Genomic DNA, 15,303 nt, shown 5'->3' with positions numbered 1-15,303 from the left:
ATCAGGCCCCGGGGCTGTAATGCTGCTGTGCCGTGCCTGAGGCGACCAATCGCGACAGGTAATCGAGTTTCTGCGGATCCTGATCTACAAACTTGAGCGTGACCTTGACCCACTCGCAGTCTACATTGGGTTCCAACGCGGCAACCGCATGGATATAGACGTTAAGACGCGCGACCGACTGATCACTGTCTTGCTCCAGATCCAGCACCCCGCTTTCAAATACCTGCGGCATACGCTCGCCACGGCGCACAACCACCAGTGCATCGCGCAGGCTTAAGGTTTTGATCACACAACCAAACTGCTGGCCAGGCAATCGCAGCTGAGCCTGGCCGCGCACGGACTGAGCCGCCGCAGGGGGTGGCGAAGCCGGGGCGCCGGGAACAGGATTGGTTGGCTTGGCTGGCTGCGCCGGCCGGGCTGCCGCCGGTGCCTCAGTATTGCGACCACCGGTCAGGCTTGCTATTGACCCCTGCGCGATGCCGGCACTGGGTGTAGGTGCCTGCCGCCCCTGCAACAAGTCCAACTTACCTGCGCGCTGCAACGCTTTTTTTACCTTGGTGATAAACTGTTCGTTGGTGAAGGGCTTGCTAATGTAGTCGGTCACGCCAGCCTGAATGGCTTCAACTACGTTTTCCTTATCGCCGCGGCTGGTCACCATGACAAAGGGTACTTTCGCTCTATCCGGCTGCGCGCGAAACCACTGGAGTAGCTCCAGACCGCCCATCTCCGGCATTTCCCAGTCACACAGAATCAGATCGAACGAGCTGCGCTCCAGCACCTGCTGCGCCTTGCGGCCATTGATGGCCTCCTCGATCTGCAAACCGGGGAAGTAGCTACGTAGAGCCTTTTTCACCAGATCTCGAATGAAAGGCGCATCATCGACGATCAGGACTGACACTTTTGCCATGGTTTCTTGATTCCTCTAGTAATGCTCCTAGCTTAGCGCAGAGCGCCATAAATACCTCAGTAGCTTTGCAGCAAAGAGCCGCTATTGAAAGCATTTACACCGCACTATTTCGGTAAGATTGCTGGAAACTTAAGGTTTTAATCGGCTGAAGTAACAGCCGGCTGCGCATTCCAGGCGCGCCACTGCCACGATGCAAGCCTGGTTTATCGGACCAGCTATGAGATCACCCCGTCCACTGCGCTAGCGCCGAGACGTGACAAAGCGTCACTTGCCATTTGGCTAAATAACGTCCATGTTTAATCTCAGAAAGACGCTCGCAAAGCGCTCACTACAAGCAGGTCAAACTGCCTATTCCGTTAAGCTCGTGAGGACTTCCTTATGAAACGCATACTGCTATCGGTAATGACTACCGGCGCCTTATTGACCGCCGGTACGGTATTCGCTAGTGCAGGTGAAGATCTGTACAACAGCAAGGCCTGTGTCGCCTGCCACAGAATCGACACCAAGCTGGTCGGCCCAGCCTACACCGAGGTCGCCAAGAAGTACGCCGGACAGGAAGGTGCAGTGGAAACGGTCGCTGGCCACATCAAAAACGGCATTTCCGGACTATGGGGCCCGATTCCCATGCCGCCAAACCAGGTAACCGACGAAGAGGCCAAAATACTGGCCGAGTGGGTACTCAGCCATAACTGAGTCAAACCAACCCACTAAAAAAACCGCCATCTGGCGGTTTTTTTATGTCCTGCGGCTATCGAGCTTACTCCGGATTATCTTCCCGGCGCACTTCAGCTTCCATACGCTTGAGACCGATATGGCGTACATCGATACCCTTGACCAGATAGATCACATGCTCTGCCACGTTGCGCGCATGGTCACCCACCCGCTCCAGTGAACGCAGCACCCAAAGAATGTTAAGCACCCGCGATATGGAGCGCGGATCTTCCATCATGAAGGTGATCATCTCGCGCATAGCCGACTTGTATTCCTGGTCGACCGATTTATCTTCGCGCGCTACCGAAAACGCCTGATCCGTATCCATGCGCGCAAAGGCATCCAGCGCCTCCTGCACCATACGCCGCACATGATGGCCAATATGCCGGCACTCAACATAGCCCTTGGGCGCCTGCCCAGCTTCAACCAGGTCAATGGCGCGACGAGCGATCTTGGAGGCCTCGTCACCGATACGCTCCAGATCGACGATGATCTTGCTGATACTGATCACCAGACGCAGATCGCTGGCAGCTGGCTGACGGCGCGCCAGAATGCGCATGCACTCCTGATCGATATCCAACTCCATCTGGTTGATGGCGTCGTCCTTCTCGCGGACCTGTTCGGCCAGCTTCGCATCGCCTTCAATCAGCGCCACAATCGCATCGTTGATCTGCTTCTCGACCAACCCACCCATTTCCAGCAGCTGGGTACGAATTTCTTCCAGCTCGGAATTGAATTGCTGGGATATGTGCTGCTTAAACAGTTCTTTATCTGGCATGGTGCAATCCCCGGTTAGCCGTAACGGCCAGTGATATAGTCTTCCGTCTGCTTTTTCGACGGGTTGGTAAACAGGGTGTTGGTATCACCAAACTCGATCAACTCGCCCATGTACATGAAGGCAGTGTAGTCGGACACCCGCGCCGCCTGCTGCATGTTGTGGGTCACGATGACAATGGTGAACTTCGACTTGAGTTCATTGATCAATTCTTCAATCTTCAGCGTCGAGATCGGGTCCAGCGCCGAGGCAGGCTCGTCCAGCAACAGCACTTCCGGCTCAACCGCAATGGTGCGGGCAATAACCAGACGCTGCTGCTGACCACCGGACATACCGAGCGCCGACTCATTCAAACGATCCTTCACCTCATCCCAGAGTGCGGCGCCTTTAAGCGACCACTCGACGGCCTCATCCAGGGTACGCTTGTTGTTTACGCCCTGAATACGCAGGCCATAGGCAACGTTCTCGTAAATCGATTTTGGGAAGGGATTCGGCTTCTGGAATACCATGCCAACGCGGCGACGCAACTCGGAGACATTCACGCCCTTGGCGTAAATATCCTGGCCGTCCAGCAGGATTTCGCCGTCTACACGGCAGCTATCGACCAGGTCGTTCATCCGATTAAAGCAGCGCAACAGGGTCGACTTACCGCAACCTGACGGACCGATAAAGGCCGTTACGCGGTTACGAGGAATCTTGATGCTGACGTTATGCAACGCCTGCTTGGTGTCATAAAACAGGCTCAGGCCAGGCACTTCCAGCGCGATGGTTTCCTGGTCCATGCTCATTTCTTCATGGGGGCGACCCAGGGCGCTCATATCCATTGCATGGTTTTTGGTACTGTTAGACATAGTCTTGAGTCCGCGTTGAAAGGGTTATTAGTTTTCCAGCGCTTTGTATTTTTCGCGCAGGTGATTTCGAATCGCTACCGCCGCAAAGTTCAGCGAGGCAATCACACCAACCAGCAACAAAGCGGTGGCATAAACCAGAGGGCGAGCCGCTTCAACGTTCGGGCTCTGGAAGCCGACGTCGTAGATATGAAAGCCCAGGTGCATAAACTTCTGGTCCAAGTGCAAATAGGGATAGTTGCCGTTTAACGGCAGCGTGGGAGCCAGCTTGACCACGCCGACCAGCATCAGCGGAGCCACCTCACCGGCTGCACGCGCTACCGCCAGAATCAGGCCGGTCATCATCGCTGGGCTGGACATCGGTAAAATCACTTTCCACAGCGTCTCGGCCTTGGTCGCACCCAGCGCCAGCGAGCCTTCGCGGAGCGAACGTGGAATGCGCGTCAGCCCCTCTTCAGTCGCTACAATGACCACCGGCACGGTCAACAACGCCAGGGTCAGCGAGGCCCATAGCAGACCACCCGTACCCAGCGTTGGGGCTGGCAACGACTCAGGGAAGAACAACTGGTCGATGTTGCCGCCGAGAAAGTAGATAAAAAAGCCCAGACCAAATACGCCGTAAACAATAGAGGGCACACCGGCGAGGTTATTAACCGCGATCCGGATAATCCGGGTTACCACGCCTTGTTTGGCATATTCGCGCAGATAAACCGCGGCCAGCACACCAAAAGGGGTCACGATGATCGACATTAGCAACACCATCATCACGGTACCGAAGATTGCCGGGAATACACCACCCTCGGTATTGGCCTCACGGGGTTCATCGCTGACGAATTCCCATAGCTTGGCGAAATAGTGTCCAACCTTATCGGTAATACCCATGGCGTTGGGCCGGAATACGCGGACCACCGTTGACAGGCTGATGCGCTTTTCCTGACCGTCCATGGCGCGCGCCATGAGGCTATCCCGATTGAAGGCGGTATACAAATTAACCAGCTTGGCTTCCAGTTCAGCGTACTGCGCGTTCTGTACGGCACGCTCAGCCTCGATCTGTGCCTCACGATCAGCCGTCAAGGCGTTATCCAGCTCATAGCCGCGTTCGCGCAAACGCAAGCGCTCCAGCTCTGAGTTGATTTTGCCGATATCACCGGTTTCCAGCGCGCGGATTTCTGCGTAGATACTCTCCGCCCGTTCAACAGCGGCCTCTAACGTCTGACGGGCCTGCTCACCTTCGACGACCTTGCCATCCTGATTGACGCTCAGCAGGTAACCGTAAAAGTTACCCCACTCACGACGCTCAATCGCGATGATGTCTTCCGGGTAGCGCTCGTCGGTCAGCCAATCGGCCACGATCCAACGGAAGTCTGCGCCGTACAGATCACGGTTACCGACTTTCAGCAGCTCGCGCTCCATAAACTCGGACTTTTCCGGATCAACCGGCAAGCCGGCACCTTTAAGGCGCTCAGTCGGTACCTGCTCGCGGGTGGTCACCTCACCGATCAAGGTAATCGTTGGCTGACCCGGAATGGTGTACTCGGCCTCCATAAGGTCGGCCGGCCAGAAGTGGCTAAGACCACGAACGGCAATGAGGAACAGCAGGCCGAGGGTCATGATCACCGCGATGGCGACCGCGCCGGCATTCATCCAGACCCAGGGGCTGCCTGTTTTGAACCAGGTTGTGAAGTTACTCTGTTTCACTGTGTGCATTCCTGTAGGTCAGAGTGAGGCATATTTCTTGCGCAGGCGCTGTCGAATCAGCTCTGCTGCCGTGTTCATCAGGAAGGTGAAGCTGAGCAACACCAGTGCGGCCAAAAAGAGTACGCGATAGTGCGTACTGCCAACTTCCGACTCCGGCATTTCTACCGCGATGTTGGCTGACAGCGTGCGCATACCTTCGAAGATATTCCAGTCCATGATCGGCGTATTACCCGTTGCCATAAGTACGATCATGGTTTCACCTACGGCGCGCCCCATACCAATCATGACGGCGGAGAAGATGCCCGGACTGGCGGTCAGGATGACGACGCGGCTCATGGTCTGCCAGGGCGTGGCACCCAGGGCCAGCGACCCTTGCGTCAAATGGCGCGGCACGCTGAATACAGCATCTTCGGCGATCGAGAAAATGGTCGGAATAACCGCAAAGCCCATGGCCAGGCCCACCACCAGCGAGTTGCGCTGGTCAAAATCGATGCCCAGATCACGCGTCAGGTAAACCCGCATATCGCCCCCGAAGAACCAGGCCTCTATGTAGACGCTGGACTCAAAGCAGGCCCACCCCAGTAGCATGGTGACAGGAATCAATATTGCCGCCTCCCAGCCATCCGGAACCGTCAGGCGCACTCGCTCTGGCATACGACTCCAGAGATACGCCACACTAATAAATACCACGGGCAGGAGAACCAGCAAGGAAACAATGCCCGGCAGGTTGTCCTCCAGTAACGGCGCCAGCCACAAGCCCGCGAGGAAGCCCAGAATGACGGTCGGCAGTGCCTCCATCAACTCGATGATCGGCTTGACCTTGCGACGCATGCCCGGAGCCATGAAGTAAGCGGTATAGACCGCTGCGGCGATGGCGATCGGCGTGGCCAAAATCATCGCGTAAAACGCTGCTTTCAAGGTACCAAAGGTCAGGGGCGCCAAGCTGAGCTTGGGCTCGGATTCGGACGTAGCCGATGTCGACTGCCAGACGTAATCAGGCTCCGGATAGCTTTCGTACCAGACCTTGCCCCACAGCGATGACCAGGAGATTTCCGGGTGCTCGTTATCGACGTTCCAGTAGCTCAACTCACCGTTGTCATGCTCAACCAGCAGGTGATCAGCACGCGGACCAATAGCAAAAGATCGTATTGGCTGCTTGTCCAGTGGCTCAACCAGCAGATTATTATGCGCAGTCGAGTTATAGATACCCAGATATCCATCAGCGTCTGTCGTCAGGAATACCTTGCGGCGCTCCTCTGGCTGAATCAGCTGTATCGCTTCACCGGCCTGCTGGTCAAAGCTTCTGACCGGGGTTAGTGCAGGCTTACCATTGCCGCGCACCATAAACCACTGCTGCAAGCCGCCCTGGCTATCACCAATAATCAGCGAGATGCCGCCAAGCATCAGGTTACTGGCAGTAACCGTTGCGTCTTTGGCGGCGACCACCTTGTAGTGTCCATTCAGCTCGCCGCGCGCGCGCAGCGACAGCACGTCCACATATTGACCGCCGTTGACCACATACATCCACTGGCGCAGCGGATCGATGAGGATATTATCCACTTCGCCTTGCGCCGGGTTGAGGGTCAGCTCGCTCTGGGAGGTAGTCACCTCCCCGGTCATCATATTTTCCTGGCGGCTGATGGACGTTACCAGCAGCTCGCGCCCTACGTTAGCTGCCAATGTCAGGCCGCTGTCATTGCCACTCATGGCTACGTGCTCCAGCGCACGCCCCTGTTTATCCAGAATGAGCGGCTCAGCACCGTAGGGGAATTTCAATTCGGGGGTAATCAACCGAACATCGTTCGGGTAGGTCACCTTATAGTTGTGCTTGCCGATGATGACCTGACCATTGCTCAGACCAACAGCAAACCGGCGAGTGTTCGGACTTTCCACGCTGAAGCTGGATACCGTCACGCCTTCGGGTATGGGCAGGCTCTGTTCAGAAATCAGCTTGCCGTCTGCGGTTTTGAAGAAGGTCACCTGACCGGATTCGGAGACACGAATCGCCACCTCGCCCTGCTCTTCCATCGCCAGCATCAACGGCGGATCAGCCACATCTAGCCAGGGTGTGGAGTAGCGCTCTTGCTGCTCGATGTCTGCACCGCCAAACAGCGGTAGCACTTCAGAGAGCAAATAGAGAAAGATCAGCAACACGGCAGCAATCACGCCAAGGCCACCCACCGCGACATACCAGCGGGTGAGATGATCCTTGAAGTGACGCACGGCCCGATGGCGCTGCATCGCTGGCGTATTGAAATCGACGCGGGACGTCTTGGGTGATGATTGCATAGTCATGGCGCACACCCTACAGGGTCAATGTGACAAAATGGTTACATGGTTATGACGGTAAAAAGGGGCGTGTCATAGACACGCCCCTTGTCACTTAGGCGTCCTTGCCCAACCGACTACTGATGCTTAGAAACCCAGTTCGGCGTGAACCTTGTCGACAACGCGCTGGGGCATAGGCACATAACCATCTTTGAAGACGATTTCCTGACCTTGCTTGGACAGCATCATCTTGACGAACTCACGCTCCAGCGGGGCCAGCTCGTCGTTTGGTGCCTTGTTCACGTAAACGTAGAGGAAACGTGACAGCGGGTAAGTACCAGCAATAGCGTTTTCTTCGTTGGCTTCGATGAACTCGTCGCCTTCAGCCTTGGCCAGCGGAACAGCGCGAACGCTGGACGTCTTGTAACCCAGACCGGAATAACCTACTGCGTTCAGCGACTGGCTAACAGACTGAACAACAGAAGCCGAACCAGGCTGCTCGTTTACGCCACTGCGGAAGTCACCTTTGCACAGTGCGTGCTCTTTGAAGTAACCGTAAGTACCAGATACCGAGTTACGACCATATAGCTGGATGTCGCGATCAGCCCACTGGCCCGTCAGACCCAGCTGGCCCCAGGTAGTCAGCTCTTCGCCGCCACACAAGCGAGTTGAAGAGAAGATACCGTCAACTTGAGCCATAGTCAGGCCTTCGATCGGGTTATCCTTGTGCGCAAATACAGCCAGGGCGTCGATAGCAACAGGAACAGCAGTAGGCTTGTAGCCATAACGCTCTTCGAATGCCTGGATTTCGCTGTCTTTCATCATGCGGCTCATGGGAGCCAGGTTGGATGTACCTTCAGTCAGTGCTGGCGGCGCAGTAGAGGAACCCGCGGCCTGAATCTGGACATTGACGTTAGGGTACAGACGCTTAAACTCTTCGGCCCAGAGCGTCATCATGTTAGCCAGTGTGTCGGAACCAACGCTGGACAGGTTGCCGGAAACACCGCCAACGCGCTGGTAATCTTCCAGGGTCTGGTCAACGGCAGCAAAGCTTGAGCTGGCAGCCAGGCCGGCAGCAGCGAAGGTCACAGCAGCGAACATACGCTTGAGTTTCATGTCATTCTCCTAGTGAGGTAGTGTTTGCAACACGCGACTCAGTATCAAAGCGTGATGTGACAACTCTATTCCCGAATTATGACAATTGTGTGAAACACACCAACTGGTACTCAACTCCGCCACACGCAACAATAGAATGATTGAGACACCCGCCTCAATCCCTTACCATAAGCGGCTTAGCCAGTTTTTTTCGACTTGCTTTGCTGGCCAGCACAACAAATACAAATAGACCACGACTCGAGTGTTCAATGCACGACTTAGATATGGATCCGGTTCCACAGGGTGAACTGGCTCTGAAAATCACCACCCTGCCCCGCGACTGCAACAGCTTTGGCGACATTTATGGGGGGTGGCTGGTAGCCCAGATGGATGTAGCGGGCACCAGCACCGCTGCGCGCATCGCTCGTGGTCGCGTCGCTACCGTGGCAATCGATCGCATGGGCTTCATGGTTCCGGTACCTGTGGGTGCCCAGCTGGCCTTTCATTGCGACGTACTGGATATCGGCCGCAGCTCGATCAAGATGCTGGTCGAAGTCTGGAGCGAAGATCTGGCCCATGATGAAAGCCGTAAAGTAACCGAAGCTACCTTTGTCTTCGTTGCCATTGATGACCGTGGCCGGACCCGCGTTATCCCGTCCTGACCCGCTGCTGGGGCCGGAATAACTGCGCGGCCACCCCGACCGAGTGCCCGCTGATATGCCCAGCCCGCTATTCTCTGCCAGCCTGACGCTGGCACGTGCCATTGATTACATTAACCATTGGCTAGGCCGCAGTGTTGCCTGGCTAAGCGTATTCATGGTCTTGCTGACCTGTCTGATTGTGGTGCTGCGCTACGGCTTCGATATTGGCGCCACCGCCACCCAGGAACTGATCATGTATGGTCACTCACTGGCCTTTATGGGCGCTGCTGCCTGGGCCCTGCAGCGCGACGCGCATGTGCGGGTAGATATTTTCTTCCGCCGCTTTTCTGCACACGGCCAAGCGCTGATCGACTTCTCGGGGACGCTGCTGTTCTTACTACCCATGTGTCTGTTTTTAGCCTGGAATTGCTGGGACTACGTCAGCGTGGCCTGGCAGCGCCAGGAGCGTTCTGCCGACGCCGGTGGCTTGCAATGGGTCTACATCCAGAAAAGCTTCATTCTATTGCTGGTGGCCAGCCTGTTGTTGCAGGCGGTATCGCAACTGATCAAGACCCTAGCCGTCATCTTCGGTGCTTTACCCAGACATTTACCTATCAGCCATGAGGAGCATCTGTAATGGGTGTGGAATACATGGCAGTAGCGCTATTCATCTGTATCTGTCTGGCCCTGATGGCCGGTTATCCCGTCGCCTTTACGCTTGGCGGCATGTCCCTGCTGTTCGCTGGCGCCGGTATCGCCCTCGATCTGTTTGAGCCGAGCTTTCTGGGCGCGCTGCCCAGCCGCCTGTTCGGCACCATGAATAACCAAACCTTGCTCGCCGTGCCACTGTTTGTGTTCATGGGGGTAATGCTGGAAAAATCGCGGATCGCCGAAGACCTACTCGACGCCATGTCGCGGCTGTTTGGTGGCCTGCGCGGCGGCCTGGCCTTTTCCGTCTGCATTGTCGGTGCATTACTGGCCGCCAGTACCGGAATTGTCGGCGCAACCGTGGTAACTCTGGGTCTACTGGCGCTACCTACCATGCTACGCCGTGGTTACGACCCCTCAATCGCCACTGGCACCCTGGCTGCCACCGGCACCTTGGGCCAAATCATTCCGCCCTCGATCATTCTGGTGCTGCTGGGCGATGTGCTGTCTAACGCCTACCAACAGGCGCAGACGCGTATGGGGATCTTTTCACCCAAAACCGTCACCGTCAGCGATCTGTTTATTGGCTCATTGCTGCCCGGTCTCATACTGGTGGGTCTGTATCTGCTGTATTTGGTCGGCGTGGCCATCTGGCAACCAAACAAACTGCCAGCATTAACGCGTGAAGAGCGGGCAGAGGTATCCTGGGGGCGGGTGTTGATAAGCTTGCTACCACCGTTGCTGCTGATCATGTCCGTGCTGGGCTCCATTCTCGCCGGCGTGGCAACACCGACCGAAGCTGCCGCCGTTGGCGCACTCGGCGCCAGCCTGCTGGCCCTCAGCAAGCGTCAACTGGGGATAGGCAAGCTGCGCGAGGTGGCGCAGGCCACCACCGAGATCAGTGCCATGGTATTCATGATTCTGCTCGGCGCCTCAATTTTCTCGCTGGTATTTCGCGGCTACGGCGGCGACGATCTGATCCATCACCTGTTCGCGCAATTACCCGGCGGCGTGTTTACCGCCACCCTGGTGGTCATGCTGGTGATCTTCTTCCTTGGCTTCATTCTCGATTTTATCGAAATTACCTTTGTGGTGGTGCCCATTGTTGGACCGGTGCTGCTGAGCATGGGGCTGGATCCGGTGTGGCTTGGGGTGATGATCGCGCTGAACCTGCAGACCTCGTTTCTAACCCCGCCGTTTGGCTTCTCGCTGTTCTACTTGCGCGGCGTGACACCAGCCAGCGTGCCAACATCCGCGATCTACCGCGGCGTTTTGCCCTTCATCGCGATTCAAATACTGATGCTCATAATCGCGGCCTGTTGGCCGGGCCTGGTCACCTGGCTACCGGGGCTGATGGCGCGTTAAACGACTTGCCGCCAGTCTCATTTGGGTACGATTGCAACGACCTCGACAACAATCCGCTGTGCCGGCACGCTACCCCAGTGGCGACTGTCGGCAGAGTTTTCTCGATTATCGCCAAGGAAAAAGTAGCGGCCCGCTGGCACCTTAAAGGTACGAATGGGCTGTTTCGGCAACCCCTTGAGGTATTGAACCTGATATTCGAGACCATCCAGGCGTTCCGAAAATCGGGTTAACTCCTCGGTATCGCTTAATAGCGCCTCTGGTAAGGTCTCGCCATTGATCACCACACCCTGTTCGGTCAATGCAATCACGTCACCAGGCAGCGCCATCAGACGTTTCACAAACAGGTTATCCCGATCCGGCGGGTAAAAAACGTAGACATTGCCACGCTGCAGCCGCTCTGGGGCTACTGCGGCAGAACCCGGTAGCGCGTAACCAAAGAGTGCCGACTGGGCATAACCCCATTTCTGCACCACCACCACATCCCCCTCCACCAGGGTTGGATGCATGGATGCTGAAGGCACGGCATACGGCTCATAGAGGAAAGCACGGACCAGCAAAATACTCAGCAGCAGTCCCAGATAAAACCCGATCACCACCCATATACGGCTATACCAGGGCCGCGGCTGCTCTGTATCGCAGCGACGCACAAGCCAGCAGGCATGCAACGGGCAGATGACACTGAACAGCAGGTGCAGGCTGAGCACAAAATACCAATCGACCGCCGCGATCAGCAGTGCCGCAAAAAGGTAGGACCAGAATAGCCTGGGGCGATTGACGTAGAGAAAAACAAAGGGCTGCAGGAAGATACCCAGCAGCAAGGCGATCCACAACTTTGGGGGTCTGACGGCGATCAAAAACAACTCCTCGGTGGGTAATAACACACGCTTAGGACCACGGCCAACCGGCTAGATTCCTTGTGGAATGATCAAACCGCCGCACGGGACGGCAATGGCATCGACTCCAACCGCAGAATCAAATAGCACAGCAAGAGCCCGAGCAGGTTAGTTGTCACCGGATTGAAGGCTTCTACCAGCAGCGCCGGACTGAGTACTGCCACGTAGACCAGCAAAGCGATCAGCAACAGGCCCGCAAGATAGATTGGTGCCTTACCCCCCAAACGTAAGGCAATGAGCAGTCCCAGTACGATCTCCAGCACACCCGCCAGAGGCGAGGCGATATTGGCCGACACCCCCGACCCGCTGGCTTCCACCAGGCTGACTTCTACCGGACTGAGAAACAGAATTTTCGGCAGTAAACCGTGGTAAACAAACAGAAACCCCAAACCCAGACGACAGATAAAGGTGGTGTGCATCAGGGCATTAATGGCCATCGACAAAACGCTCCGCGTGATCAGGGGTGGGCAAGCGACAATAGTCATACTTACCGAAGAGTCGGTAACGATTAAGCGCAATGCGGTCATACAGCCAATCACGCAGCGGCTCGGGGATCAACCGCAACACCACCAAGGCGCGCCAAGGCCAACCCAGCCCGCTCATCACCTGCAAGAAAGCCTGACTCTTGGCAGAGCAGCGCCCCTGCTGCAACACCAGCATGGTCTCAAAACGATCCGTCGGATAGCCATACTGCCGCAATAAACGCTCACCAGACGCGGACTGCACACTACACAGCCGATAAACCCGCTGGTAATCATGGCTGATAATAAAGTTTGCCCAGGCATTACAGAGCTTGCAGACGCCATCGAAGAGGATAATGCGATCTGGCGCAGCTGAGTTTAGCCCGGAGGGTTCGCGTTCACTGATCATGCCGCTAGCATACACCAGAACACACAAAGACCGGCTCGGCGTCAGCCTGAAAGCTGTGGCAGGATAAACCCATAAACCGCTGAGAAGAACTCCTCTCGTTTGCTGCTAAACGCAGCAGTAAGCGGACCACCAACGGCATAACCATAAGGCACCCGTGCATGGCTAAACGTTATCAGCGCTTGCGACTCATCCTGGGCGACCAGCTCAACGCGCGTCATTCCTGGTTTCGGCAGAAAGATGAAACCACGCTTTATCTGCTTGCTGAACTGCACCAGGAAGCCACCTACGTGACCCATCACGTGCAGAAAATCTGCGCTTTTTTTGCCGCCATGAGCGCGTTTGCCACGGCCTTGAAAGGGGCGGGCCACGAGGTGTTGCATCTTGATCTGGACGACACACAGGACTACCCCAGCCTGCCCGCGCTGCTAGAGCTCCTGATAGCAAAATATGAGATCCAGCACCTCGACTATCAGCTACCCGACGAATACCGCCTGCGCCAGCAACTCGCCAGCTTTGCCGAAGACAGCGCGATTGACGTCAGCGTATTCGAGTCAGAACATTTCTTTCTGCGCGACAACGAGCTACGTGAGCATTTCACTCAGGGCAAACGTCATCAGATGGAAGCCTTCTACCGCAGGATGCGCGTTCGCTTTCAGGTGCTGATGGATGATGATTCTTCCCCGGAGGGCGGACAGTGGAATCATGATCAGGACAACCGCAACAAGCTCAAGAAAGACGACCTCAAGCACATACCCCAACCTCTGCTGTTCGCCAATGACGTCAGCGGCATACTTGAGCGCCTGCAGCGGCATGAGATCAAAACCATGGGCCAAACCAGCGCGCAGCTTCCCTGGCCAACCAATCGGCAACAGGCCATTGATCTGCTCGAGCATTTCTGCCGCCATGGCCTGCCGCGCTTCGGTTACTTCCAGGACGCGATGACCGGCAAGCTCGAGAGCTCGGACCAGGCAAGCCAGTGGAGCCTGTATCACTCGCGCCTGTCATTCGCCCTCAATAGCAAAATGCTGGATCCGCAACGCGTCATAAACAGCGCCATTGCGCATTATCGAGATCCGCAGGCTGAGGCTATCAACATCGCCCAAATCGAAGGCTTCGTGCGCCAGATACTCGGCTGGCGCGAGTTTGTGCGCGGTATCTACTGGGCCAACATGCCCGACTATGCAGGCTTCAATGCCCTGTCCGCCGAGCGCGAGCTACCGTCTTGGTTCTGGAGCGCAAAAACCAACATGAGATGTCTGCAGCAGGCTATCTCGCAATCACTGGATTTTGCCTACGCCCACCACATTCAGCGCCTGATGATTACCGGCAACTTTTGCCTGCTGGCCGGCATTCATCCCAATCAGGTAGACCAGTGGTATATGGGTATCTATATCGATGCCATCGAATGGGTTGAACTACCTAATACCCGGGGCATGAGCCAGTTCGCTGATGGCGGCATTGTCGGCTCTAAGGCCTACGCCGCCAGCGGCAACTATGTGAACAAAATGAGTGACTACTGCGCTGACTGCACTTACCAGGTAAAACAGACCAGCGAGCCCACCAGCTGCCCGCTAAACTCACTTTACTGGCACTTCATGAGCAGGCATGAAGCTGATTTTTCGGGCAACCCGCGCAATAGCATGGTCTACGCCAACTGGCACAAAAAAACCGCAGAACAACGCAGCGCCATACTCAAAAGAGCAGAGGCGCTGTTAGCCGACATAGAACAGTTATAACCGCTGAGGCCAGCGCAGGCTTAACGCTAACGGGGAGCGACGGGCGTCTTGGTGCCTAATAGTCGCTGGCTGGGCTCGACAACGCCAACTTGCTGGTAATACTCAACCAGCTTGAACCAGTCAGCCTCGGGCATAGGGCCGCGATGACGGTAAAATTGCTTCAGGTCATGGCGTACGGCGGCGTGTTTACGCCGACGACGACGCGCTTTTTCCAGATCCAGCAGCGCAATTTCTACGCCCTGACTGCGCACGCGAATGAACACGTGCTTGGAATAAAGGCAGCCATGTTGCCAGCCAGCCATGTGCGCCAGGCCAAGGGTTTTTGCCAGTTCTCGCAGCATATGCTGATGAGTCGCGTTACCGTGCTGAACAGGCGCATCCTCGGCGTACCACTGATCCAGGCTGACAAAGTCTTTCAACTCTTCAGTGATCAGCAACCCCTGCCAAACGCCCGCCTCTTTACGTGAACCGGCAAACACCAGCTTGGGCACACGCACCCCGGCGGCACGATAAGCCTCCAGCGCACGATGCTCGCGCACCACGGTAGGGCGACCTAGCGGATAACGCAGCGACCGGCTGAGATGCCCGCACTGGCGTTTGCTGTACAGCGTTTTGCCGTCTGGCGTGCGCAAATACTGCACACCGCTGATTCCGTCACGTCGCTCGTTCGGTTCCTCAACCCACTCACCCTGCTGCTGCCACCACTGGGAAAAAGACAGATGGGTATACTCCTCAGGTAATTCGCTCACTTGTATTCACCTCTCTACCACCACCTTTACACCCATAATCGGCGCCCCGGTACGAGACCGGTAGGAGTGACTTATTATCAGTGGTTAACGCCATCCCGG

Annotated in this window: 15 protein-coding genes; 5 read left to right on the top strand and 10 right to left on the bottom strand. The window is 56.2% G+C overall.

Going from position 1 to position 15,303, the window contains the following annotated elements:
• Position 1 precedes the first annotated feature (1 nt).
• Complete coding sequence (locus tag EF096_RS02880; RefSeq protein WP_123888112.1) at positions 2-907, bottom strand: response regulator; 906 nt, start codon at positions 905-907, stop codon at positions 2-4.
• A 378-nt stretch (positions 908-1,285) separates the two neighbouring features.
• On the opposite strand from EF096_RS02880, the gene EF096_RS02875 reads away from it, so the two are divergent.
• Entirely contained in the window at positions 1,286-1,600 is a 315-nt protein-coding gene (locus EF096_RS02875; RefSeq protein ID WP_123888111.1) for a c-type cytochrome, read from the top strand.
• 64 nt (positions 1,601-1,664) lie between these two features.
• Here the strand turns inward: EF096_RS02875 and phoU are convergent, their stop codons facing one another.
• From phoU to EF096_RS02850, 5 genes are all read right to left on the bottom strand, one after another.
• Positions 1,665-2,396: a phosphate signaling complex protein PhoU gene (gene phoU / locus EF096_RS02870; protein WP_123888110.1), complete on the bottom strand. Its 732-nt coding sequence runs from the start codon at positions 2,394-2,396 to the stop codon at positions 1,665-1,667.
• 14 nt (positions 2,397-2,410) lie between these two features.
• Complete coding sequence (gene pstB / locus EF096_RS02865) at positions 2,411-3,244, bottom strand: phosphate ABC transporter ATP-binding protein PstB (RefSeq protein WP_123888109.1); 834 nt, start codon at positions 3,242-3,244, stop codon at positions 2,411-2,413.
• 27 nt (positions 3,245-3,271) lie between these two features.
• Positions 3,272-4,939 (bottom strand): phosphate ABC transporter permease PstA, encoded by a 1,668-nt coding sequence (pstA, locus tag EF096_RS02860; protein ID WP_123888108.1) that lies wholly within the window; start codon positions 4,937-4,939, stop codon positions 3,272-3,274.
• Between the two features lie 18 nt (positions 4,940-4,957).
• Positions 4,958-7,234: an ABC transporter permease subunit gene (locus tag EF096_RS02855; RefSeq protein ID WP_123888107.1), complete on the bottom strand. Its 2,277-nt coding sequence runs from the start codon at positions 7,232-7,234 to the stop codon at positions 4,958-4,960.
• A 120-nt stretch (positions 7,235-7,354) separates the two neighbouring features.
• On the bottom strand, positions 7,355-8,323 hold the full coding sequence (locus tag EF096_RS02850) for a PstS family phosphate ABC transporter substrate-binding protein (protein WP_123888106.1): 969 nt from the start codon (positions 8,321-8,323) through the stop codon (positions 7,355-7,357).
• 248 nt (positions 8,324-8,571) lie between these two features.
• Between EF096_RS02850 and EF096_RS02845 the strand changes: the two genes are divergently transcribed.
• Genes EF096_RS02845 through EF096_RS02835 form a run of 3 tightly spaced genes read left to right on the top strand, consistent with a single transcriptional unit; the run spans position 8,572 to position 10,956 of the window.
• On the top strand, positions 8,572-8,964 hold the full coding sequence (locus EF096_RS02845; protein WP_092287122.1) for an acyl-CoA thioesterase: 393 nt from the start codon (positions 8,572-8,574) through the stop codon (positions 8,962-8,964).
• A 55-nt stretch (positions 8,965-9,019) separates the two neighbouring features.
• Positions 9,020-9,580, top strand: coding sequence for a TRAP transporter small permease subunit (locus EF096_RS02840; RefSeq protein WP_123888105.1), 561 nt, complete (start codon positions 9,020-9,022; stop codon positions 9,578-9,580).
• On the top strand, positions 9,580-10,956 hold the full coding sequence (locus EF096_RS02835) for a TRAP transporter large permease (protein WP_123888104.1): 1,377 nt from the start codon (positions 9,580-9,582) through the stop codon (positions 10,954-10,956). Before EF096_RS02840 ends, EF096_RS02835 begins: the two co-directional genes overlap by 1 nt.
• A gap of 17 nt (positions 10,957-10,973) precedes the next feature.
• Here EF096_RS02835 and lepB read toward each other — a convergent pair whose 3' ends face one another.
• The 3 genes from lepB to EF096_RS02820 form a co-directional block, all read right to left on the bottom strand.
• Positions 10,974-11,810, bottom strand: coding sequence for a signal peptidase I (gene lepB / locus EF096_RS02830; RefSeq protein WP_158611229.1), 837 nt, complete (start codon positions 11,808-11,810; stop codon positions 10,974-10,976).
• 71 nt (positions 11,811-11,881) lie between these two features.
• Positions 11,882-12,286, bottom strand: coding sequence for a DoxX-like family protein (locus EF096_RS02825; RefSeq protein ID WP_218565690.1), 405 nt, complete (start codon positions 12,284-12,286; stop codon positions 11,882-11,884).
• Complete coding sequence (locus EF096_RS02820) at positions 12,276-12,719, bottom strand: thiol-disulfide oxidoreductase DCC family protein (protein ID WP_123888102.1); 444 nt, start codon at positions 12,717-12,719, stop codon at positions 12,276-12,278. The genes EF096_RS02825 and EF096_RS02820 overlap by 11 nt, the downstream gene beginning before the upstream one ends.
• Before the next feature lie 158 nt (positions 12,720-12,877).
• Between EF096_RS02820 and EF096_RS02815 the strand changes: the two genes are divergently transcribed.
• Entirely contained in the window at positions 12,878-14,455 is a 1,578-nt protein-coding gene (locus EF096_RS02815; RefSeq protein WP_123888101.1) for a cryptochrome/photolyase family protein, read from the top strand.
• 26 nt (positions 14,456-14,481) lie between these two features.
• Here the strand turns inward: EF096_RS02815 and EF096_RS02810 are convergent, their stop codons facing one another.
• Positions 14,482-15,204 (bottom strand): lipopolysaccharide kinase InaA family protein, encoded by a 723-nt coding sequence (locus EF096_RS02810; protein ID WP_235869618.1) that lies wholly within the window; start codon positions 15,202-15,204, stop codon positions 14,482-14,484.
• Positions 15,205-15,303 lie beyond the last annotated feature (99 nt).

It is taken from the genome of Pseudomonas neustonica (assembly GCF_003797945.1).
GTDB classification, from domain to species: domain Bacteria; phylum Pseudomonadota; class Gammaproteobacteria; order Pseudomonadales; family Pseudomonadaceae; genus Halopseudomonas; species Halopseudomonas neustonica.
Note: the sequence above shows the minus strand (reverse complement) of the source record. Positions and strands in the feature narration are given on the sequence as shown.